This is a genomic window from Pseudomonas sp. GW821-FHT02A11 (assembly GCF_059421985.1).
Map to the genome: position 1 here is coordinate 50,324 of NZ_JBWKWB010000011.1, position 22,333 is coordinate 72,656.

Below are 22,333 nucleotides of genomic sequence, written 5' to 3' on the forward strand. Positions count from 1 at the left end.
GCCAAGGACCGCTTTTGGCCCAGAGTGTGTAAAAACGTCGACCAAAAACCGAGGTGCGTGCTCGTGCGTGAACTTTGGAAAAACACGGCAGAGCGGCCGATAGCTTGATCAAACCGTCGCTTCACCTTCGCCGGCATGGCGCCACGCTGGGCGCGGCCTGCGATGTGCCTGATCTGGCGCTGTTCCCGGCGCGTTATCCTGGCGTACGTGATGTCGAGTTCCATGCCGCGCTGGAGTTGCGCATTCAACACGTCGCACTCTGGTCGGCGGCAGCGGTGAGACGGAGTGGGGTGCCGATGCCGGTCGGTCGGTGGGCGACTCGGCTGAACCGGTTTTCCGATCTCATGCTGGACCGTTTTGGTAGCGACCTTGGCGCGATGCAGGTTGAGGTGCTGGGGACTGCCGAGAGTGGCGAGCGAGGTTGCTCAAGCTTGAAGACTTCGATGCCGAGTTTGAGCGCTGGAACATCACGTCAGAATGTTCCGAGCAGGGCTTATGACACACGATCGGCCAATTGCGGACGCTCCTGCTTTACCAAATGCCTGTTACGACAGGGATTAACGCTTCAAATCAAAAAAGTATCGACTCACATCAAACGCTTTTCCACCCAACGCCGATATTGACGAGTGCGAAATGCCATTCCGAGCTGCTGCAGGATCAGCGCACGCATCGGTGAAACGTTCGGATCGGGCTTTTTCGCCCGGCTCAATTTTCGTAATTGAAACTTCACTACCGCCATGTTTGCCAAAGATGCGATGGCTTTATTTTTCCAGGTAATCGGCGGCAATTGCGGGGCACTGTCTTTGCCCAGCAGCCAGTCTCGAGGCAAGTGCGGGTCGATGGCTAACGCCGTTCCTATGCCTACCATGTCCACGCCACTCTGCACCACGCTTTCGGCCACCGGGCGGCGACGTATACCGCCGGTGACCATCACCGGCATTTTTGCGACCGTTTGGATATCACGGGCGAACTCGACGAAATAGGCTTCGCGAGCCAGGGTGCGGCCATCTCGCGCCTCCCCCTGCATGGCCGGCGCTTCGTAACTACCGCCGGATAATTCCACCAAATCCACACCACGCCCGTTAAGTAACTCAACGACTTTTTTCGCATCATCGGCGGTGAAGCCTCCGCGCTGGAAATCGGCGGAATTGAGTTTGACCGCTACCGCAAATTCAGCTGAAACCACGGCCCTGACCGCCTTAACGATTTCGAGCAACAGGCGCGCCCGGTTTTCCAGAGACCCACCCCACTCGTCGGTCCTTTGATTGGTCAGTGGCGAAAGGAACTGGCTCAGTAAATAACCATGGGCGGCGTGAATTTCTACGCCGGTGAAGCCAGCCTGTTCGCCCAAGCGTGCGGTATTCGCAAAGCGCTGAATGACCTCTTCGATCACGCTTGAGGTCATAGCTTGAGGCGTGGCAAAACGCTTGGACATTTTGCCCAGATCCAGCGGCACAGCCGACGGCGCCCAGGTTTTTTGCCCAAGGTTGGCCTGCATTTGCCGACCTGGGTGATTGATCTGCAACCAGACCTGCGCACCACCGGATCGGCCAACCCGCGCCCAGCGCTTGAACTTTTCCAGTTGCTGATCATCCTGTAACACCACGCCACCCGGCCCAGTCATGGCGCGGCCGTCGACCATTACGTTACCGGTGATGATCAAGCCGGCACCACCGTCGGCCCACGCTTGATAGAGGCGCATCAGTTCTTCAGAGGGTGCCTGATCAGCGTCCGCCATGTTTTCTTCCATGGCGGCCTTGGCGATTCGGTTCTTGACGGACGAACCGTTGGGAAGCATCAGGGTGTCGAACACATTCATGGAGCAGTCCTCAACTGGATATGAGGCTACCTTAAGTTTGAAGCCAACTTTAAGGTCAACACCTTTTTCCGGGTCAGTCGATGTTCACCGCGCCAGACCCTGGCAAGTGCCTCACCCGTTCAGCACCCAACAACAATGCGGGCGTGTAAGCCCCGCCAGTCGGACGCACTTGCAACGTAATCAACCACTGCCAATGCGGCGTCGACCTCAGGCTGTACACGTTCGCGGTATGCACGCGTGCGGTTTTGCAATCACCCGGGCGTTACGAAGCTCGCCCCCACATAAGTGCCTTGGTCGGCGCGTTTTTCCTGATCCGGGCCGATCACCGTTTTGCCAACTCTCGCGTTGCACAGTCGCTGCACGAACGGCAAACCCAGCAAAGGACGAATCCAGTTAGCAAACCATTTCATCCGCGTATCGACGTTGTCTTGCTGGCTCATGCATGGCTCCCGAGTGAATCAGTGACGGGCGTCATTGCCTTGCCCATCCAGCATCAGACGCTAACGTTAAAGTCAGGTTGAGGGGCAAGTTAAAGTGAGCGAATAGCGGTGAATATTGTTTGCAGCAGCGGGGTTGACCTTAAAGCGAGGTTTAAGGTGAGCATGCACTGACCTGCTTGATTGATGGAACCGGGATGATGCTCAAGTCCTTTGTTTCTTATGCGTTGATATTGATAGGTAGCGCTTTCATGACATTTGTAAATGCTGACACCGCCCCTTCCACAATTTCTGCCAGGAATCGCCAAATTCTGGTGATTCTAACCAATCACTCCAGCTATCCCTCGCGCACTGATACGACGGGGTTGTGGCTGACTGAGCTGACGCATTTCACCGATGTAGTGGAGGCAGCTGGCTACAGCACAGTTTTTGCCAGCCCCAAAGGCGGTGCAGTGCCTCTGGATGAGCGCAGCCTCGGTTGGCTGTACATGGACAACGCCGCCCGTGAGCATTTGCAGTCTCCCGCCTTTCGTGCTCGCCTGCAAAACACGCTGCCGATCGCCGATGTCGACCCCACCCAGTTCGGCGTTATCTACTTCACCGGCGGCCATGGGGTGATGTGGGACTTCCCCAATAATCCCGATCTGCAACGTGTCGCCGAAAGCATTTACAACCAGGGCGGTATCGTCTCGGCAGTCTGCCATGGCGTAGCGGGTCTGTTGGATCTGAAGGATGAAAAAGGCCAGTTGATTATCAAGGGCAAGCACATCACCGGCTTCTCGGATCGTGAAGAGTTGCTCTCCGGCATGAAAAGCCAGGTGCCTTTCTTCCTGGAGGACAAGTTAGTGGGCCAGGGTGCGCGGTACCGCAAGGGCTGGCTGCCATTCACGTCATTTGCCATCACGGATGGAAGGCTCGTCACCGGCCAAAACCCTCAATCGCCCAAAGCCGTAGCTGAAGCCGTGATGGCGGTGCTCTCTGGCGACACCCTGGCTCGCTGAACCCTCAAATAGTTCCCATCACCCGGAGAGAGACCGATTGAAACTCGCAAGCGACGTAGTAACAGGATTGCTGTACAGCTCAATTGCCAACCATGCGTTGGCGGGGACGCCTGAAATGCTCAGCTCGAATGAAACCAACACAATCGATATCGCAGGCCATACGGTGCCGGTCGTCAAGGGCGGCCTGTACGACCGTTATCGCTCGAATCCGCCCCTGTCGGTGATTGCAGCAGAACTGCCAGGTGTGGATTTGAGCTGGTTCAAAGGACTGGAAAAACAAAAAGTCGACATTGGCTTCGAATCATACTCCCCGAACTTTTACTACCAGAACAGTCGGGTTACGGCGGTCTATACGGCCGATCTGGATGCACTTCGAGCATTGATACCGCCGCAAGTATTGGCAACCGTACACCCCCTGCAAATCTGGCCAGGTCGCGGTTTGATTGCATTTACCGCGTACACCTATGAGCACTGTGATAATGACGCCTATAACGAAGTGGCGGTGTCGATCATTACCAACAAGCCAGGCAAAGCCAATCTGGGGCCGCTCACGCTGATTGGCCAGTCGATGTCTGGCGACTTCTGGGGCTATGTGCTCAAGCTGCCGGTCAATACCGAGCTGGCACGGGTGCGCGGTGTCGTCGGTTACAACCTGCCAAAATGGCTGACCGGTATTGACCGCAAAGAAGATGCCCAATCCGTGGTCTATGACATCACCGACAGCCAATCAGGAAAAGTCGACGTGTCCTTCAAAGCGAAGAAACTCGACAACCTGTCTCATGATGCCGATATTGTCACCAGCAGCTTCACCAATCTCGATCATCAGGGCCAATTGGCGTACGGATATGCGGTTTCTCGCCAGCTCAGTCACGGCTCCAGCCGCGACGCAGAATCGGTCACCCTCACGCTGGGCGAAGGCAGTCTGTCGAAATACCTCCGCGCCCTGAAGCTGGGGAAAATGATGAAGTACGAATACGTGCCAGAGTTCCAGAGTGCGCTTTATGCACCCCAACCACTCGCCAGTCTGACTGGCCAGCGCTGAGACAGTTTGCGCCTGTCAGGCCCCGGAAGCCTGGCGGGCTTTTTTCTTCGTGGAAGACGTTGCCTTACGCCCACCCGAAGCTTTGCCAATCCCTTCTTCCCGCAGGCGATTTATCAGCATTTGCGCATTGTCCCCACATGCCATGCCCTCGGGCTTACCTTCGATGCCCTTGATGACGAGCACAAGTTGCGCCTTGTTCTGCGCTAGTCGCTCCTGCAAGACGCTGATTTCCTCGACCTTTTGCTTGAGTCTGGCAAGCAACTCGTCATGCCGCCAGGCACCGGCGTTCATCGGCATCAGTTGCCGAATCTCCTCCAACGAGAACCCCGCCGCCTGTGCGCCGGTGATGATGTCCAAAACCCACTCGGTATCAGGCGCGTAGTCACGGTAGCCATTAGCTTTGCGCTCGACGGAGCTGATCAAGCCACTGGCCTCATAGAATCGTATGCGTGACGGCGCCAGTCCGCTGATTTTCGCCAGTTCGCCTATTCTCATACCTCACCCTGAAAAACCTGTTGACCTTAAAGTTGACTTTAAACCTAAAGTCATCGGGCGACCAAGCACAACATGGCTTGGTCGCAATGGCGCTCATGGGGAAGCCGGACTAATCCATCACCCCCTGAACTGCCTAATGGACGGGCTGCACTCTGTTCATTCGAGGCCATGATCGGAACACGATTCGATGACGGCCTTTACTTCACACAGGAGATACGAATATGGGGTATGTCACTACGCCGGATGGTGTCGAAATCTATTACAAAGACTGGGGGCCACGCGATGCCCAGGTCATCTTTTTCCACCACGGATGGCCACTGAGTGCGGATGATTGGGACGCGCAAATGCTCTTTTTCCTAGGCAACGGCTACCGGGTTGTAGCACATGACCGGCGGGGACACGGGCGTTCCACTCAGGTTTGGGACGGTCACGACATGGATCACTATGCCGACGACGTCGCGGCCGTAGTTGATCATCTGGCTGTGCAAGGCGCCGTCCATGTCGGGCATTCAACCGGCGGCGGCGAAGTCATTCACTACATCGCTCGCCATGGCGAAGACCGAGTATCAAAAGCAGCCATCATCAGTGCGGTACCCCCGTTGATGGTTCAGACGCCGACCAATCCTGGCGGCTTGCCGAAATCAGTGTTCGACGACTTGCAGGCACAACTGAAAGCCAACCGCGCGCAATTCTACTATGACGTTCCAGGGCCTTTTTACGGCTATAACCGCCCAGGTGCAAAATCGTCCGAGGGCATTGTCTGGAACTGGTGGCGACAGGGCATGATGGGATGTGCAAAGGCACACTATGACGGAATCGTGGCGTTTTCTCAGACCGACTTCACCGAAGCTTTAAAGAGCATCAAGATCCCCGTCCTGGTGATGCATGGGGATGATGACCAGATCGTGCCTTATGAAAATGCCGGGGTCTTGTCGGCCAAACTTCTGCAAAACAGTACGTTGAAAATCTACCCCGGCTTTCCTCATGGGATGCCTACAACCAACGCCGAGACGATTAACGCCGACCTACTAGCGTTCGTTCGGCGTTAGAAATCCGGGCGGTATGATCCCGCCCTTTTTTTGTTTCTACATTACTGGATTGACATTGTACTTACACCGAGTGGCCCATGGCGGCGAGCAGTTCGGGAGAGGGCGGCACGCCGGCTTCGGTATCGGCAGTGGCTTCGGATATGCCGCAAGCGAGTGTCGATAAGAATCCATCCAAAAAAAAGGGGATGCAGACCAAAATCCGCTTCCCCTTTATCGTCTATCTCCGTCGCAGTACGGCTTGCCCGCAGTGGCCTCTTTAAAACCGCTGCCGGTGGCAAGCCGTGTTGCTGCAGATGGATCACCTGATGATCAGATGACCGCCAGGATCGCCTTTGTCACTGCCTCAATGTTGCTCTTGTTCAAAGCCGCCACACAAATCCGCCCGGTATCCAGCGCGTAAATCCCGAACTCATTGCGCAGACGATGCACCTGCGGCGTGGTCAGGCCCGAGTACGAGAACATGCCACGCTGACGCGCCACGAAACTGAAGTCCTGACCTGCCGCATTGTTGGCCAGACGGTTGGTCATCTCCTCACGCATGCCCTTGATGCGAACGCGCATCTCGGCCAGCTCGTCTTCCCACTTCTGACGCAACTCAGGGTTGTTCAGCACGGCAGCGACGATGGTTGCGCCATGGGTGGGGGGGTTGGAGTAGTTGGTGCGGATCACACGCTTGACCTGCGACAGCACGCGCCCGGTTTCTTCTTTCGAATCGGTCACGATCGACAGCGCGCCGACGCGCTCACCGTACAGCGAGAACGATTTGGAGAACGAGCTGGAAGCGAAGAAGGTCAGGCCCGAGTCAGCGAACAGACGCACAGCGGCGGCGTCTTCATCGATGCCGTCGCCAAAGCCCTGATAGGCCATGTCCAGGAACGGCACGTGCCCTTTGGCTTTGAGCACCTCGAGGACTTTTTTCCAGTCTTCGAGGGTCAGGTCGACGCCGGTCGGGTTGTGGCAGCACGCGTGCAGGACGACGATCGAACCCGATGGCAGGTTCTGCAGGTCTTCGAGCATGCCGGCGCGGTTCACGTCGTGGGTCGCGGCGTCATAGTAGCGGTAGTTCTGTACCGGGAAACCAGCGGTTTCGAACAGCGCGCGGTGGTTTTCCCAGCTTGGGTCGCTGATGGCCACGACGGCGTTCGGCGACAGTTGCTTGAGGAAGTCAGCGCCGATCTTCAGGGCGCCAGTGCCGCCGACGGCCTGCACGGTCAACACGCGGCCCGAGGCCAGCAGGGGCGACTCGGCGCCGAACAGCAGGGTCTGCACGGCTTTGTCGTAGGCGGCGATCCCGTCAATCGGCAGGTAGCCGCGCGGCACGTGTTGAGCGACACGGATTTCTTCGGCTTCGGCAACGGCACGCAGCAGCGGGATTTTCCCTTCTTCGTTGCTGTAAACGCCCACACCCAGATTGACCTTGGTGGTACGGGTATCGGCGTTGAATGCTTCGTTGAGGCCCAGGATAGGATCGCGTGGTGCCATTTCGACAGCGGAGAACAGGCTCATTTTGCGGCGGCTCTGAATGGGAGTGAATGGACTGCATCGCTCCGGCCGAATGCACTAGAGCGGTGCGCAAACGGGGAGTCAGTATAGAGAGCATCGGGGGCGGGGGCGACAGGTGCGGGGCGGTTTTTTCCGGGTTTTTCCGATTATTTTCGACCATTAGTCATGTCGCGCGGACTAATGTCCTGATGACGGCTTGAAAGCTGGTTATATGAACACCATCTGTAGTCCCATCATCTTTTCTTCGAACGCCTTTTCTCCTGGCGAGAGCAGTCGTCCGCGCTCATCACGCCTTGTCCCGATCCTGTTTCGGGGCGAGGCGAACACAGAGGTACGTCATGTCCGAGTTTCAGCTCGTTACCCGTTTTGAGCCGGCCGGTGATCAGCCGGAGGCGATTCGTCAGTTGGTAGAAGGCATCGACGCCGGGTTGTCGCACCAGACCCTGCTCGGGGTGACCGGTTCGGGCAAGACCTTCAGCATCGCCAACGTGATCCAGCAGGTGCAGCGCCCGACCCTGGTGCTGGCGCCGAACAAGACCCTGGCGGCACAGCTGTATGGCGAGTTCAAGGCGTTTTTCCCCAACAACGCGGTCGAGTACTTCGTCTCCTATTACGACTACTACCAGCCCGAAGCCTATGTGCCGTCGTCGGACACCTTCATCGAGAAGGACGCCTCGATCAACGATCACATCGAGCAGATGCGTCTGTCGGCGACCAAGGCTTTGCTTGAGCGCAAGGACGCGATCATCGTCACCACGGTGTCGTGCATCTACGGTCTGGGCAGCCCGGAAACCTACCTGCGCATGGTTTTGCACGTCGATCGTGGCGACAAGATGGACCAGCGCGCCTTGCTGCGTCGCCTGGCCGACTTGCAGTACACCCGCAACGACATGGACTTTGCCCGTGCGACCTTCCGCGTGCGTGGCGACGTGATCGACATCTTCCCGGCGGAATCGGACCTGGAAGCGATCCGCATCGAGCTGTTCGACGATGAGGTCGAGAGCCTGTCGGCCTTCGACCCGCTGACCGGCGAGGTCATTCGCAAGCTGCCGCGCTTCACCTTCTACCCCAAGAGCCATTACGTCACGCCCCGGGAAACCCTGCTGGACGCGATGGAAGGCATCAAGGTCGAGCTGCAGGAGCGCCTGGAATACCTGCGCGGCGCCAACAAGCTGGTAGAAGCGCAGCGCCTTGAGCAGCGCACCCGTTTCGACCTGGAGATGATCCTCGAACTGGGTTACTGCAACGGCATCGAAAACTACTCGCGCTACCTCTCCGGTCGTCCGGCCGGCGCGCCGCCACCGACCTTGTACGACTACCTGCCGGCGGACGCGCTGTTGGTGATCGACGAATCCCACGTCAGCGTGCCGCAGGTCGGCGCCATGTATAAAGGCGACCGCTCGCGCAAGGAGACACTTGTGGAATACGGCTTCCGCCTGCCCTCGGCGCTGGATAACCGGCCCATGCGTTTCGATGAGTGGGAGAGCGTCAGCCCGCAGACCATCTTCGTGTCGGCCACCCCCGGCCCTTACGAGGGCGAGCACGCAGGGCGTACGGTCGAGCAGGTGGTGCGGCCGACCGGCCTGGTCGACCCGCAGATCGAGATTCGTCCGGCACTGACTCAGGTCGATGATCTGCTTTCGGAAATCAAGAAGCGCGTCGAGCTGGAAGAGCGCGTACTGGTCACCACCCTGACCAAGCGCATGTCCGAAGACCTCACCGATTACCTGGCCGACCATGGCGTGCGCGTGCGCTACCTGCACTCGGACATCGATACCGTGGAGCGGGTCGAGATCATCCGCGATTTGCGTCTGGGCACCTTCGATGTGCTGGTGGGGATCAACCTGCTGCGTGAAGGTCTGGACATGCCGGAAGTGTCGCTGGTGGCGATTCTCGATGCCGACAAGGAAGGCTTCCTGCGTTCCGAGCGCTCGCTGATCCAGACCATCGGCCGTGCGGCGCGTAACCTCAATGGCCGAGCGATCCTCTACGCCGACAACATCACCGGCTCCATGGAGCGCGCCATCGGCGAAACCGAGCGCCGTCGTGAAAAACAAATCGCTTTCAACCTCGCCCACGGCATCACCCCCAAGGGTGTGTTCAAGGATGTGGCCGACATCATGGAAGGCGCGACCGTGCCCGGCTCGCGCAGCAAGAAGCGCAAGGGCATGGCCAAGGCCGCCGAGGAGAACGCCAAATACGAAGCCGAGTTGCGCTCGCCCAGCGAGATCAACAAACGCATTCGCCAGCTGGAAGAGAAGATGTACCAACTCGCCCGCGACCTGGAATTCGAGGCCGCGGCGCAGATGCGCGACGAAATCGCCAAGATGCGCGAGCGGTTGCTGGCGGTTTAGCGCATTGGACCTGTAGCCCCATGGCTTTTCATCAGACAGGGTAGTGTGATGCCACGAACCACCGAACGACTGATCTTGAGAGCACCGACCCCGGACGATCTGGAAAACTTGTTCGCGATTTACGGCGATCCGGCGACGAACCAGTTCAATCCCTCAGGCCCACTGACCCGCATCGAGCAGGCGCAGGGGCTGCTCGATGGCTGGATGGCGCACTGGCAGATCAAGGGTTACGGGCAATGGGCGATCGCCACCCGCGAGGCGCCGGATGCGGTGATCGGTTTCGGCGGCATCGATGCGCGCAAGTACCTGCAAGTCGAGCGCCTGAATCTGGGTTACCGCTTCGGCGTGAAGGCCTGGGGGCAGGGCTACGCCACCGAGCTCAGCCAGGCGGCGCTCGATTACGGCTTGCTTGAGCTTGCAGTGCCCGAGGTCTACGCCATCGTCAGGCCCCAGCACCATGCATCGATACGGGTGCTGGAGAAGGTCGGCATGCAACGCATCGACACCCTGAACGATGTGCCGGGGCAGGCGGCGAGTCTGGTTTATCGAGCGAGGCGGTAAATTCCTCGTGAGAGTGAAACCAGACATCAAAACCACCACAACAATGTATTTGGCCAGCGTCCTGTGGGAGCGAGTTCATTCGCGAGACATAAGTACAGACGACAGAAATGTGTCGGATGTGCCCGCCTCTGGCGAATGAATTCTCCCACAGGGTGTAGGCCAGACGTTGAGAGGGCCGCCCACATTGATCGCCGTCCTACCAAGCTCAGCCTCCCGTCATCAGACCGCGCCTGTTTCCGGCAGCTTGGCAATGACCTTGATTTCGAAATCAAACCCATAGAGCCAAGTCACGCCCACCGCCGTGACGGTCGGGTGTGGCGCCTGGCCCCAGAACTCCGGCACGACGCTCCAGATCTCCTCGAACCGTTGCTGCGGGTCGACGATAAACACGGTGACGTCGATCACATCGTCGAAGGTGCAGCCGGCCTCTTTGAGGATTGCGTTGAGGTTAGTGAATGCCAGTCGCACCTGTGCCTTGAGTTCAGGCTCGGGTGAGCCATCTTCACGGCTGCCGACCTGGCCGGACACAAACAGCAGACCATTGGATTTGATCGCAGGCGAGTAGCGGTTGATCTCGTAAAGCGCTTGGCGACCCGGTGGGAAAACAACGTCACGTACAGTCATGTGCAGCCTCCAATAGCGGGTCAACGTTGACCCATCATTAACGATGGCGTGACTGTAAAGGGCTTGCGCGGGACGGATAAACGAGCAACCTTGATCAGCACTGTTTGGTCATTGCAAACAATCATGCTGATTCCGGGAGCCGTAATGGACCGTTTCGATGCAATGCAGGCGTTCGTTCGTGTGGTTCAAACCGGCAGTTTCACCAAGGCTGCGAACACGCTGCATATGAGCAAGACCAGCGTCACACAGCTGATTCAGCAGCTCGAAGCGCGCCTGCGGGTCAAGCTGCTCAACCGCACCACGCGCAAGGTCAACGTCACGGCCGATGGTGCTGCCTATTACGAGCGTGCGGTGCGGGTGCTGGCCGATGTCGATGACGCTGAAACGAGCCTGTCCAGCGCCGCCACTTTGCCACGCGGACGACTGCGGATCGACGTGCCCAGCCCGTTCGCGCGGTTCATTCTGATTCCGGCGCTGCCTGCCTTTCATGCCCGCTATCCGGACATCCAGATCGATCTGGGAGTGAGCGATCGCATGGTTGATCTGATCGGCGAAAACGTCGACTGCGTGGTGCGCGGCGGCGAGCTCAAGGACCAGTCGCTGATGGCGAGGCGCATTGGCGACCTGCAACTGGGTGTCTACGCCGCCCCGGATTACCTGCGCACAGTGGGCACGCCGAGCCACCCTCGCGAGCTGGAAGAGCCCCATCACCGCATTGTCGGTTACCGTTGGGCGCGCACCGGCAAGCTGTTCCCCATGATCCTGCGCCGCGCAGGCGAAACCATTCAGGTGCAGAGCCGCTATGCGCTGGCAGTGGACGACGGAAATGCCTACATCGCCGCTGGCCTGGCGGGAATGGGCGTGCTCTGGCTGCCGACCTACATGGCCAAAACGTCAGTGGAGAAGGGCGAACTGGTGCCGCTGTTCGAGGACTGGCAACTGGAGGTGATGCCGATGTTCGTGGCTTATGCGCCCAATCGGCACATCAGTCTCAAGCTGCGGGTGTTCATCGACTGGGTCGTCGAACTGATGGCGGGGCTTGCGCCGCAGATGCGTTGAATGGTGAGGGCAATGCCTTGCAGTGACGGCGCGTTGGCCGTCGGTGTGGGCCTGGCGCTCGTCGACGTGAATATCGTCGTGGCGGCCATGGCGATCGGCATTGCGACCACGGTCATGGTGACCATCGGCGTGATGCTGGGCCGCGTGCTGGGAACGGTGGTGGGCAAACGCGCCGAGATTGTTGGCGGCATTGTGTTGATAATGGTCGGCTCAACCATCCTCTACGAGCACCTGTCGGCAGTCTGATTCGATGAATAAAGCAGTTGAAAGCATGACCCCCACACGCGCGCCACGTCGCTTCCTCACACTGATGCTGGCGGTGCCGGGCGTGATCGTTCTCGCGGCCCTCGGCTTCTTCGCCTGGCAAAGCTTCTTCCCGGTGCAGGCCAGCGATGGCTGGCGCGTTGATGTCTTGCACAAGGGCGTGCCGAAAGCGGCGTCCATGGTGGTGAGCGAGGACGGCTCGCTGGTGGTCAGCCAGGAACTGCGCGACGGCAAAGGCAGCATCGTGCGCATCCGGCCCAGTGGCCAGCGGGAAACGCTGGTCGAGGGTTTGTCAAAACCCGATGGCATGATCGCGGCGCGGGGCGGCTGGGTGTTCAGCCAGGAAGTCGACGGCGCGATGGTGAATTTCTTCAAGGACGGCAAGGTCACCGAGCTGTTCAAAGGCGCCGATGTGCAGGGGTTGTGGAACGAGGGCGATGACCTTTACGCCATTGAGGACCGCAAGGGCGATGGCCGCTTGCTGCGCTATCACTGGGGCGACGGCTCACTGACGGTGCTGCGCGCCGGGCTCTCGGAAACCGAATCCATTACCCGCTGCACCGATGGCCGCATGCTCTACACCGAGAAGGAAAAGGGCGTGATCCACCAGCTGACCGAAGATGGCCACGACCCCGTGGTATTCAGCGGTTTCAATCAGCCCACCTTCCTGATGTGCGACCCGCGTGGCCTGTGGATCAGTGAAGACGCCACTCATCGCGCCCGGTTGTTATTGATCGACCCGCAGGGCAAGCGGCACACCATTGTGTCGTTCCTCAAGGCGCCGCAGTCGATCATTCCCACCGCGCGGGGCACGTACCTGTTGGCCGAGGGCGGGCGTGACCGGATTCTGGAGCTGACCCCGGCACCACTTTGAGCCTGGGTTTTACTGGGCAAGGACTGCCACGCGGCCCTCGCGCCAGCTTTGCTCGGTGAAGGCTTTGGTGCGGATGATTTTCATGGTGTTTTCCTTGGTTCAAGGCAGCCGGCGACACAGGTAGGCCTGGGTCTGATAAGGGAAATCAATGGTTTCGCGACCGTGCAGGGCAGGGTGAGTCTTGATCAGCTCGCGCAACTGTGCAGTGACGATGGCTTTGTCCGCTTCAGGCAGCGCGGCGATGAAACTCACCGACAGAAAGCGGTTCATGATCACGGTTTCCGGCGGGCCGCTGTGGCTGTAGTTGAAGCAAGTCAGTTCGGGCGAAGCAAACAAGCGTCCATCGAACGGCTGGCGCCACTGGCCAGTGTGGAAACGCGGGGTGTCGCCTTCATACGGCGTGATGATGCGGGTGATCTCGGCGACCCAGTCCACCGATTCATCGCGCACGTTCCAGATCAGCCCCAGTCGGCCACCGGGCTTGAGCACTCGATGAATCTCGCCCAATGCGGCTTCGTTGGCAAACCAGTGAAAGGCCTGGGCGCAGACCAGCGCGTCGGCGGTGGCATCGGCAAGCGGAAGAGATTGTGCGGTGCCGTGAAGGATGGGGGTGTCGGGAAGGCCCTTGGCGAACTCCTGCCGCATGGGCTCGACCGGCTCGATCGCGGTCAGATGTTCGGTCAACGGTTCGAGCAACCGGGTGAACTTGCCTGTACCGGCGCCCAGGTCGACCACCCAGGCCTGGGCGTCGATGGCCAGGGTGTGCCTGAGCCAGTTGCTCAACGCATCCGGGTAATCCGGGCGCCCCTGAGTGTATGTGCCTGCTTGCGTCGAAAATCCCACTTGCGCTGCTTTGTGAACGACCGACATGCCCAGCATCCTCTTCGTGGAAAAGTGGCGGGCACATTATGCGGTAAATTCTGGCGCTGATCAGCCCGCAGAAGCGTTGGTGTCGCAATCTTCATTTAACCGGTAAAGGTTGCGACGGGTGTTGGAACTCAGTTACTGCAAGCCCGGCGTGGCCTGCATCATGCGCAACAACGGCGCATATTCAGCGTGGCTGACCGGCACGATGCCGGAAGCTTTCTGAGCTTCGAGAAATTGCGCCAGGCCTTGCTGATCGTTGAGCATCGCGGCGCGAATGCGAGTCTTCAGGCGCGGGCAGAGGCTGCCGCTGAACACGAACGGGTCGTAGTAGATTGGCTCCGAGCGCCACAGAACCTTGAAGGTGTCGCGGGTGATCAGACCGTTGTTCAGGTACTCGTCGGCGCGCACGCTGGAGACGAATGCAGCATCGGCCTTGCGGCTGATCAGTGCGTCCAGGGATTTGTCGTGAGAACCGGAATACGCAATCGAACTGAAGAACTGCGCCAGCGGCATACCGACTTGGGCGGAAAACTCGGCGTTGGGGATCACGCTGCCTGAGGTACTGGCCGGGTCGGTCAGCGCCACTCGCTTGCCGCGCAGGGCGTTGAGATCGTTGGCGACGTCGCTGCGTGCCAGCAACAGCGCCTGATAGTGATGACCGGCAGGGGTGAAGAAGCCGTGGCGGATGGTCAGGCTGGCGAACGGCTCGATGCGCGAGTCACGTTGGTACGCCAGCATGTACGACGCCGGACCCAGCCAGGCGATGTCGACGCCGCCAGAGACAATGGCATCGACCACGCTCTCGTAGGACGAGGAGGGCACCACTTCCACGGGCAGGCCAGTGGCGCGGCTGAGCCGGTCGAGCAGGGGTTTCTGCTCCTTGAACAGCTCGTCCATGCTTTTCTTGGGAATGACGGCGATGCGCAGGCTTTGCTGATGCGCGCATTGCGCCTGGACGTTGCCGGCCATGAGCACGGTATTGAGCATCACCCCCATCAGCACGGCGGCAAGGCGTCTTACAGCAGGCATGGGGTTTGCGCGGCATCCATGTGGGCGGCGTCCATAAAGGGGGGGTATTCGGCGAGTTGCGCGGGGGCGAGCGGGCGAGCGAAGTGATACCCCTGAGCCACGTCGCAGCCGGCGAGTTTCAGGCACACCACTTGCTCGCGTGTTTCCACGCCCTCAGCCACCACAATCAGCCCCAAGCGCTTGGCCAGGATGATGGTGGACGACACGATGGGGCTGTCGTCCGGGCTGTTGGACAGCGGCGCGATCAGCGTGCGGTCGATCTTCAGCTTGGTCAGCGGCAGCGACTGCAGGTGAGCAAAACCGGCGTAGCCTTTGCCGAAATCGTCGAGGCTGATGTTCATGCCGGCATCGCGCAGGCGCTGCAGGTGTTCGATGGCGCGGCCTTCCTGATCCAGCAGGGTGGTTTCAGTGATCTCCAGTTCCAGCCAGTGCGGCGCGATGCCATGGCGTACGAGTTTTTTCAGCACACGGTCGCTGAAATCGGCCTGATGCAGCTGGATCGCCGAGACGTTGACCGCCAGGCGCAACAGGCGGCCCTGAACCTGCCACTGTTCAAGAGTTTCACAGGCCAGGCGCAGCACCTCCCAACCCAGTTCGATGATGAAACCACTGCGTTCGGCCAGGGAAATGAAGCGGTCCGGGTACAGCAGGCCGAACTCGGGGTGCTCCCAGCGCACCAGCGCTTCGTAACCGTCGACGACCATGGCATCGAGACGAACCTGCGGCTGGTAATGGAGCACGAACTGACGCTCGCTCAAGGCGTTGCCAAAGGCTTGTTCGAGAATGAATTCCTCGACGTCGGCGACGTTCAGCGACGGGTCGAAGAAACGGTACTGACCCCGGCCCGCACGCTTGGCTGAATACATCGCGGCATCGGCGCTGCGAATCAAGTCCTCGACATCCTGGCCGTCGCGCGGGCAGATGCTCACGCCCACACTGGGGCTGGTGGTGATTTCGTGCTCGCCCAGGGAGTAGATCGCCGACAGCTTGTGCACCAGCAAGCGCACCCAGGCATCGATCTGCTCTTCGGAACGCTCGCCGGCCAGCAGCACGACGAACTCATCGCCGCCAAAGCGTGCGGCTTCGTCATCGGGGTCGAGCATGCGCTGAATGCGGCCGGCCACCGCTTGCAGGAGCATGTCCCCGACTTTGTGGCCGAGCGAATCGTTGATGGATTTGAAGCGGTCCATGTCGATGAACAGAATCGCCATCAGCCGCCGCTTGCCGCGCTGGCTGGAGAGGGTGCTGGCGGCGACTTCGAGGAATTGGCGACGGTTGTGCAGGCCGCTCAGGTGGTCGGTCGCGGCGGCGTGGCTGCTGCGGCGGTGTTCGTCTTCGAGACGATCGATCAGTTCCTGATTGACCTGCTGAGCCTGCTCCAGCGCGTTGAAGGCTTCCTGGCGTTTGCGCAAAACACGCAGAGTCCAGATCAGACTGCCAAGAATCAACAGCGTCATGCACAGGTTCAGCCACAGCTGGCGCTCGTAGGTGAGCCGCGATGAAGCGAGGATTTCGTCGTGGGTCTGACTGACGATCACGCTGAAGCCGCGCTGAGGCACCCGCAGGAACATGCTCTGGTAATCGCTGGCGCCGCCGCGCTGAGCCAGCATGCCGGTCACTTCACCGCCGCTGCTCAATTCCGGCGTCATTGTCGCGCCCGCCACGACCACGCCGCTGTTGCTGATGCGCAGCCGCTCGTGGCCTTCGTTGTCGAGCAGACGCATCATGCCGCTCTGGCCCAGATCGATGTGCTCGAACAGCGCTGCGAGATAACCCACATCCAGCTGCACGACGAGGATGCTGTCCATTTTCCCGGTGGAAGAGTCGACCAGCGGCAACAGGAACGGCAGGCGCCAGCTGGGCAGGGCGGGGTTGATCTGCGCGGGCAGCGCGTTGGGCAGCAGTGCCTTGTAACCGAAGTGTTCGGCGTGTTGCTGCAACTGCGCCAGCCACTCACGGGGCAATTGCTGAGGTTCGTCGAAATGGCTGGCCGAGAACAGCGCGCCGTCGCTGTCGTAGAGGCTCATGCGCTTGAACACCGGGTCTTCGGCGAGCATGCGCACCAGTCCGCGATGGCGCTGGCCGAGGTCGTCCATGTCACCCCGGGTCACCCGGCCAATGGCCTGGGCGCGGTCGACCAGCTGACGCAGATTTTCCGCAGCGATAGTGGCCAGGTTCAGGTGTTCAGCGGATTTGGCAGCCAGGGCTTCGTGACGGGAGGTGGCTTTCTGCTGGAAATACAACGCCCAGAGAAACACCAGCGTCGCGGCGCACAGCGACATCAGCAGCCATTGCAGAAAGCTCAGAGAGGAGAAAGATCGGCGGATCACTGCATGAATTTCCTGCCGCAAAGTAGTGGCAGAATAATACTAGTTTGTGACGACTTCGTGACTGTCCAGGCGCCGTCTGCACCTGTCGATCAACTGCCCGGCGTAGACAATCTGATCGTTGCTCAGCGTGTTCTGATTGCGCAGTTGGATCGCCGCATCCAGCGCCGGGTGAATCACGATGCCGCAGGCGAAGGGCTTGTAGGTGTTCAATGCCGCCTCGTAGCGAGTCCCGAGGCCCTCGGTGATCTCGCGATAGTCCTGCTTGGTGCTGACGGTGTTGGCCCAGCCGCATTCGGCCGCGAGTTCGCCCGCAAGGCGCGGAACATCCTCAACAGCCTCGATGAGTCGCTGATCGGCCTGGGCGAAGTGGCCGGGCACATGAGTGGCGAAGTCACCGTGGCTTGCGTGCCATCGGTGGTGCGCTATTTCCTGCCCCAGGTGCTGCGCGCTTTTCACGAACAATACCCGCGCATCGTCATCCGCATCATGGACGACGGCGCCAGTGACGTGCTCTCGAGTGTGGTGCGCAGCGAAGCGGATTTCGGCCTGAATTACATCGGCGTGCAGGAAGCCAACATTGAATTCGAGCCCGTCCTCAAAGAGGCTTTCGTCGTCGCCTGCCGCCGCGATCACCCTTTGGCAAAGCGCCCGCAGGTCAGTTGGGCTGAGCTCAAGGAGTACGACTACATGAGCGTCGCCAAAGCCAGCGGCAATCGCCTGCTGCTCGACCTGGCCCTGGCGCAAAGCCCCGAGTTGCCACGTTCGTTCTGCGAAGTGCGCCACGTGATGAGCGTCGTCAGCCTGGTCGAAGCCGGCGTCGGCATCGCCGCCGTCCCGCGCCTGGCGATGCCCGACGACGATCACCCGATACTGGTCAGCGTCCCGCTCACAGACCCGGTCGTCAGCCGCACGGTGGGGCTGATACGCCGGCGAGGGCGGGTGCTGTCGGCGGCGGCCCAGCAATTGTACGAGATGATAGGGGCGAGGCGTCGGGAATAATGGGTTATGGCTGTTTTCCAGACCGATAGAGCTGTCGAACGATCACCCAGCCAACCCCGCTCATCACCAAAAACCCGCCTGCGAGCACCGTTTCGAAATTGGCGACCGCGACGCTTGCCAGCGCGCTCATGATCCCGCCGATGACAAAGACCGTTGTGTTGAGTATCGACGCGGCTGCGCCTGACTGATGGGCAAAAATCTCCATCGCCCGCGAGGTTGCAGCAGGGCGAGCGATGGTCGTTCCGGTGGTGCAGATCACCATGGGCAACAGAAGGGTGAGATAACTGCCCTCGCTGGCGACATGCAAAGCCATCAGCACCAGCCCGGCAAGGGCAATCAGCGCAAGCCCCGTTTTCAGTTGTTGCCCGTGACTGATGACCTTCTGCAAACGGCTGGCCATCACACCGCCCACAACATAAGCGGCGCCGTAGACGAGCAATACCAAAGAGAACTGAAGTTGCGTGAGGCCGAAGTCGACGAGAAAGACGACCGGCGAAATGGCAATGAAGGAAAAGTGGCAGGTGAAGGCAATGGCGGCGATCAAGGAAAATCCCATAAATCGACCGTTCGAGATAATGCCACCGCAGGACGCCCAGAATCGCGCTGCCGAAGGATTGGTGAGCGAGGCAGGCAATACTGAAACCGCGTGGATCAGGACCAACCCTGCGATCAGCGCAAACAGATAAAAGCTGCCGGTCCAGCCGAACACGCGTTCAAGCAGCGTGCCCAGCAAAGGGGACGTCGAGATAAACACACCGCTCGCCGTTGTCATCAAGATCCTCACGCGATCACGTTCGTCGCTGCTGAAAAGGTCCTGAACCAACGCATTGCTCAACACGAAACAACCGCAGCCAATAGCCTGCACGATGCGGAAAAAGATGAAGCTCGAAAACGCCGCGCTGCATGCACAACCCACAGCACCTGCGAGTGATACCAGCATGCCGATGATCAACAGGCGTTTGCGGCCCAGCCTGTCCGAGAGCGGCCCGAGAAAAAATTGCGATAGTGAAAAACCGATGGCGAAGAGGCTGATGGACAGCGCGATGCTGGCGGAGGGTGTATTGAAGCGTGTGGACAAGGCAGGGAAGGACGGAAGGATGACGTCCAGTGGGAATACACTGAGCAGGCCCATCGATAGCAGTAAAAGCAGCACAGCATTTTTGTGATGAGGACGGGCTTGGGCCAGCGTGTCCGACATGGGCAGTTCCTTTGCCTTGGTGTGATAAGAGGGTATCTGCAGCGTACCCCGCTCGGTCGGCGGGTCAATAAACACCCAGGTGGGAAGGCTCTGGTCTCGCTGTAGGCGTCTACCCGCAACTCTGTCGCTTGTATCAACGCGCCTTTACAAAATCCACAAACGCCCGCAACGGCGAGGGCAGATAGCGTCGGCCGGGGTAATAAAGGAAGGGGCCGCTGAAGGTCTGCCACCAGGGTTCAAGGATGGGCACCAGGGCGCCGCTGTCCAGGTGCGGACGCAGCCAGTCTTCGAACAGGTGGATCACGCCGAGGCCATCGAGGGCGGCCTGGATCCCGAGGTCGATGGCGCCGGCGATGCGGATGACGAGGGGGCCTGTGGGGTCGACGCGGACGGTTTCGCCGTTCTTTTCGTATTCCCACAGGGGCATCGAGCCGCTGGGGAATTTGCCGCGCAGGCAGGCGTGGTCGAGCAAGTCGCGCGGGTGTTGCGGGACGCCTCGGGCGGCGAGGTAGGCCGGGGAGGCTGCTGTGGCAAAACGTTGAAAGCGCGGGCCGATGGGCACGGCGATCATGTCTTGCTCCAGGCGCTCGTCGTAGCGAATGCCGGCGTCGCAACCGGCGGCGAGCATGTCGACGAAGCTTTCTTCGACGATGACTTCCAGCTGGATGTCGGGATGGGCCTGCAGAAAGGGCGTAATGATCGCCGGCAGCACCAGGCGGGCGGCGCTGGCGGGGACGTTGAGTTTCAGGGTGCCGGAGGGGCGGTCGCGAAAATCGTTGACGACGTCCAGTGCCGATTCCACTTCAGCCAGGGCGGGCACGATGCGTTCCATCAATCGCGCCCCGGCCTCGGTCGGCGCCACGCTGCGGGTGGTTCGGTTGAGCAGGCGCACGCCCAGGCCCGATTCGATGCGCCGCACTGCATCACTCAGGCTCGATGCCGATTTGCCGCTGAGCCGCGCGCCCTCACGAAAGCCGCCTGCCTTGACCACGGCCACGAAGGCCATCAAATCCTGAATATCCGCTGCCATGCTTGCCGCCCGATGTGGATGCCGATTGTTCGATCAGCCGTACAACCTGTGCCGATTGCACCCCATTATCGCGCGGCGGGTCAACGCTTATAGTGGCTGGACTCACTTTCATAGAGGCACACGACATGAGCGACGCCAGCAAAGCAGGCACATTTCAGATCGGCGACCGGACTGTCAACCGCATGGGCTACGGCGCCATGCAACTGGCCGGCCCCGGCGTGTTCGGCCCGCCCAAGGACCCGAAAGCCGCCATCGCCGTGCTGCGCGAGGCCCTGGCATTGGGCGTGAACCACATCGACACGTCCGATTTCTACGGCCCCCACGTCACCAATCAATTGATTCGCGAGGCGCTGCATCCCTACGCTGACGACCTGACCATCGTCACCAAGGTCGGCGCGGTGCGTGGGGAAGATGCATCGTGGAACCCGGCGCACAGCCCTGCCGAACTGACCAGTGCGGTGCACGACAACCTGCGCAACCTAGGGCTGGACGTGCTGGACGTGGTGAATTTCCGGGTGTGGGGCAACCTGCATTCGCCAGGTGAAGAGTCGATTGCCGAGGGTTTCACCGCGCTGGCCGAGCTGCAGCAGCAGGGGTTGATTCGTCATCTGGGCCTGAGCAACGTCAGCAGCCTGCAGGTGATTGAGGCCCAGAGCATCGCGAACGTGGCCTGCGTGCAGAACCACTACAACCTGTCCCATCGCGCCGATGAACAGCTGATCGCCGACCTCGGCAAACAGGGCATCGCCTACGTGCCGTTCTTCCCCTTGGGTGGTTTCTCGCCCCTGCAATCGGACGTGCTGGCCAGCGTGGCTCAGCGCATGGGCGCCTCGCCATTGAACGTGGCGCTGGCCTGGCTGCTGCAACGGGCGCCGAACATTCTGCTGATTCCGGGCACGTCTTCGGTGGCGCATTTGCGCGAGAACCTCACCGCCAGCGAGCTGAAGATCGCGCCCGAGTGGGTGGCCGAGCTCGACGCTGTGGCTTGAGGCGCTGCGATTCAGCCGGGCAGCGATTCCCGGCTGAACGCTTGCACTTCCTTCACCAGGCCCTTAGCCGCCAGTCTCACCAGTTCGCCGCCTTTTTCCGGGGTCGCCAGTGCAGGGTCCGAGCCCATACGACCATCGGGGAAGCGCGCACGGAAGTCGCGCGCTTCGCGGATCGGCCCGGTCGGGGCGATTGGCGGGGAGTAGTCGGCCGACTTGATTGCGTCGGGGTAGGCCCATTGCGTCACGGCGATTTCCGATGGCGTGGCGTGAGAGCCGTGCCCGACGGGGAATTGCTCGTGGGCGAGCTTGCCGACGCCTTCCAGATCCCACCAGTTGTATAGCTTCAGCGCAAAGCCTGCGGGGCGGCGGGCAAAGCTCGCTTCGGCGTACAGCTCCGAGAATGCGGCTTCGATCGAGGCGATATTGCCGCCGTGGCCATTGAGAAAGAGGATTTTTTCGAACCCGTGGCCCGCCAGCGAGCGCGTCCAGTCGCCAATGGCGGCGATGAAGGTTGAGGGGCGCAGGGAAATGGTGCCGGGAAAGCCCAGATGGTGCTGGGCCATGCCGATGTTGAAGGTCGGCGCGATGAGGATGTCGGCGTCTTTCTGGGCTTCTTCGGCAATGATCTGCGGGCACATCCAGTCGGTGCCCAGCAGGCCGGTGGGGCCATGCTGCTCGTTGGAACCGATGGGAACAACGATGGTGCGGCTGCGCGTCAGGAAGTGCTCGATCTCGCGCCATGTCGACAGATGGAGAAGCATGTCAGGTCCTCGTTCAGGCAGGGCCGTTGTTGATGACGGCAAGGCAGG

21 protein-coding genes and 1 pseudogene are annotated in these 22,333 nt (G+C 60.3%); 11 read left to right on the forward strand and 11 right to left on the reverse strand.

Features of this window, described 5'->3' with window-relative positions:
• Window positions 1-104: 104 nt before the first annotated feature.
• Window positions 105-623, forward strand: a complete 519-nt coding sequence (locus AC07V9_RS16950; RefSeq protein ID WP_495016821.1) for a hypothetical protein — start codon at window positions 105-107, stop codon at window positions 621-623.
• Here AC07V9_RS16950 and AC07V9_RS16955 read toward each other — a convergent pair.
• Window positions 587-1,819, reverse strand: a complete 1,233-nt coding sequence (locus AC07V9_RS16955) for an NADH:flavin oxidoreductase/NADH oxidase family protein (RefSeq protein ID WP_495016822.1) — start codon at window positions 1,817-1,819, stop codon at window positions 587-589. The two genes, AC07V9_RS16950 and AC07V9_RS16955, sit on opposite strands and share 37 nt — an antisense overlap.
• 251 nt (window positions 1,820-2,070) lie before the next feature.
• Window positions 2,071-2,259 (reverse strand): hypothetical protein, encoded by a 189-nt coding sequence (locus AC07V9_RS16960; protein WP_495016823.1) that lies wholly within the window; start codon window positions 2,257-2,259, stop codon window positions 2,071-2,073.
• Window positions 2,260-2,453: 194 nt separating this feature from the next.
• Here AC07V9_RS16960 and AC07V9_RS16965 point away from each other — a divergent pair, with 194 nt between their 5' ends.
• Both AC07V9_RS16965 and AC07V9_RS16970 read left to right on the forward strand, forming a co-directional pair.
• Window positions 2,454-3,257: a type 1 glutamine amidotransferase domain-containing protein gene (locus tag AC07V9_RS16965; protein WP_495016824.1), complete on the forward strand. Its 804-nt coding sequence runs from the start codon at window positions 2,454-2,456 to the stop codon at window positions 3,255-3,257.
• A 115-nt stretch (window positions 3,258-3,372) separates the two neighbouring features.
• On the forward strand, window positions 3,373-4,299 hold the full coding sequence (locus AC07V9_RS16970) for an acetoacetate decarboxylase (ADC) (RefSeq protein ID WP_495016931.1): 927 nt from the start codon (window positions 3,373-3,375) through the stop codon (window positions 4,297-4,299).
• Window positions 4,300-4,314: 15 nt separating this feature from the next.
• On the opposite strand, the gene AC07V9_RS16975 is transcribed toward AC07V9_RS16970, so the two are convergent.
• Window positions 4,315-4,794 carry a MerR family transcriptional regulator gene (locus tag AC07V9_RS16975; RefSeq protein ID WP_495016825.1) on the reverse strand — a complete coding sequence of 160 codons (480 nt, stop codon included), beginning with the start codon at window positions 4,792-4,794 and terminating at the stop codon, window positions 4,315-4,317.
• Between the two features lie 221 nt (window positions 4,795-5,015).
• Between AC07V9_RS16975 and AC07V9_RS16980 the strand changes: the two genes are divergently transcribed.
• Window positions 5,016-5,843, forward strand: a complete 828-nt coding sequence (locus AC07V9_RS16980) for an alpha/beta fold hydrolase (protein WP_495016826.1) — start codon at window positions 5,016-5,018, stop codon at window positions 5,841-5,843.
• 309 nt (window positions 5,844-6,152) lie between these two features.
• On the opposite strand, the gene AC07V9_RS16985 is transcribed toward AC07V9_RS16980, so the two are convergent.
• Complete coding sequence (locus AC07V9_RS16985; protein WP_495016827.1) at window positions 6,153-7,349, reverse strand: amino acid aminotransferase; 1,197 nt, start codon at window positions 7,347-7,349, stop codon at window positions 6,153-6,155.
• Between the two features lie 335 nt (window positions 7,350-7,684).
• On the opposite strand from AC07V9_RS16985, the gene uvrB reads away from it, so the two are divergent.
• A complete protein-coding gene (gene uvrB, locus AC07V9_RS16990) occupies window positions 7,685-9,700 on the forward strand; it encodes an excinuclease ABC subunit UvrB (RefSeq protein ID WP_495016828.1) in 2,016 nt (671 codons plus the stop codon).
• Between the two features lie 48 nt (window positions 9,701-9,748).
• The gene (locus tag AC07V9_RS16995) at window positions 9,749-10,261 is read left to right on the forward strand and encodes a GNAT family N-acetyltransferase (protein ID WP_495016829.1); all 513 of its coding nucleotides are present in this window, start codon (window positions 9,749-9,751) and stop codon (window positions 10,259-10,261) included.
• 219 nt (window positions 10,262-10,480) lie between these two features.
• On the opposite strand, the gene AC07V9_RS17000 is transcribed toward AC07V9_RS16995, so the two are convergent.
• The gene (locus AC07V9_RS17000) at window positions 10,481-10,885 is read right to left on the reverse strand and encodes a RidA family protein (protein ID WP_495016830.1); all 405 of its coding nucleotides are present in this window, start codon (window positions 10,883-10,885) and stop codon (window positions 10,481-10,483) included.
• Window positions 10,886-11,029: 144 nt separating this feature from the next.
• Between AC07V9_RS17000 and AC07V9_RS17005 the strand changes: the two genes are divergently transcribed.
• The 3 genes and pseudogenes from AC07V9_RS17005 (at window position 11,030) to AC07V9_RS17015 (ending at window position 13,082) form a co-directional block, all read left to right on the forward strand.
• Window positions 11,030-11,944 carry a LysR family transcriptional regulator gene (locus tag AC07V9_RS17005; protein WP_495016831.1) on the forward strand — a complete coding sequence of 305 codons (915 nt, stop codon included), beginning with the start codon at window positions 11,030-11,032 and terminating at the stop codon, window positions 11,942-11,944.
• Between the two features lie 21 nt (window positions 11,945-11,965).
• A pseudogene (locus AC07V9_RS17010) lies at window positions 11,966-12,190 on the forward strand (manganese efflux pump); the annotation flags it as partial.
• A gap of 25 nt (window positions 12,191-12,215) precedes the next feature.
• Window positions 12,216-13,082: an NHL repeat-containing protein gene (locus tag AC07V9_RS17015; RefSeq protein ID WP_495016832.1), complete on the forward strand. Its 867-nt coding sequence runs from the start codon at window positions 12,216-12,218 to the stop codon at window positions 13,080-13,082.
• Between the two features lie 99 nt (window positions 13,083-13,181).
• On the opposite strand, the gene AC07V9_RS17020 is transcribed toward AC07V9_RS17015, so the two are convergent.
• The 3 genes from AC07V9_RS17020 to AC07V9_RS17030 form a co-directional block, all read right to left on the reverse strand.
• On the reverse strand, window positions 13,182-13,952 hold the full coding sequence (locus AC07V9_RS17020) for a class I SAM-dependent methyltransferase (RefSeq protein WP_495016833.1): 771 nt from the start codon (window positions 13,950-13,952) through the stop codon (window positions 13,182-13,184).
• A gap of 132 nt (window positions 13,953-14,084) precedes the next feature.
• Window positions 14,085-14,978: a phosphate/phosphite/phosphonate ABC transporter substrate-binding protein gene (locus AC07V9_RS17025; protein WP_495016834.1), complete on the reverse strand. Its 894-nt coding sequence runs from the start codon at window positions 14,976-14,978 to the stop codon at window positions 14,085-14,087.
• On the reverse strand, window positions 14,966-17,308 hold the full coding sequence (locus tag AC07V9_RS17030; protein ID WP_495016835.1) for a putative bifunctional diguanylate cyclase/phosphodiesterase: 2,343 nt from the start codon (window positions 17,306-17,308) through the stop codon (window positions 14,966-14,968). Before AC07V9_RS17030 ends, AC07V9_RS17025 begins: the two co-directional genes overlap by 13 nt.
• A 3-nt stretch (window positions 17,309-17,311) precedes the next feature.
• On the opposite strand from AC07V9_RS17030, the gene AC07V9_RS17035 reads away from it, so the two are divergent.
• A complete protein-coding gene (locus AC07V9_RS17035) occupies window positions 17,312-18,307 on the forward strand; it encodes a LysR substrate-binding domain-containing protein (protein ID WP_495016836.1) in 996 nt (331 codons plus the stop codon).
• A gap of 4 nt (window positions 18,308-18,311) precedes the next feature.
• Here AC07V9_RS17035 and AC07V9_RS17040 read toward each other — a convergent pair whose 3' ends face one another.
• Both AC07V9_RS17040 and AC07V9_RS17045 read right to left on the reverse strand, forming a co-directional pair.
• Complete coding sequence (locus AC07V9_RS17040) at window positions 18,312-19,505, reverse strand: MFS transporter (RefSeq protein ID WP_495016837.1); 1,194 nt, start codon at window positions 19,503-19,505, stop codon at window positions 18,312-18,314.
• 133 nt (window positions 19,506-19,638) lie between these two features.
• Window positions 19,639-20,535 carry a LysR family transcriptional regulator gene (locus AC07V9_RS17045; RefSeq protein WP_495016838.1) on the reverse strand — a complete coding sequence of 299 codons (897 nt, stop codon included), beginning with the start codon at window positions 20,533-20,535 and terminating at the stop codon, window positions 19,639-19,641.
• A gap of 125 nt (window positions 20,536-20,660) precedes the next feature.
• On the opposite strand from AC07V9_RS17045, the gene AC07V9_RS17050 reads away from it, so the two are divergent.
• Complete coding sequence (locus tag AC07V9_RS17050) at window positions 20,661-21,524, forward strand: aldo/keto reductase family oxidoreductase (RefSeq protein ID WP_495016839.1); 864 nt, start codon at window positions 20,661-20,663, stop codon at window positions 21,522-21,524.
• A gap of 11 nt (window positions 21,525-21,535) precedes the next feature.
• Here AC07V9_RS17050 and AC07V9_RS17055 read toward each other — a convergent pair whose 3' ends face one another.
• The gene (locus AC07V9_RS17055; RefSeq protein WP_495016840.1) at window positions 21,536-22,285 is read right to left on the reverse strand and encodes a creatininase family protein; all 750 of its coding nucleotides are present in this window, start codon (window positions 22,283-22,285) and stop codon (window positions 21,536-21,538) included.
• Window positions 22,286-22,333: the final 48 nt, after the last annotated feature.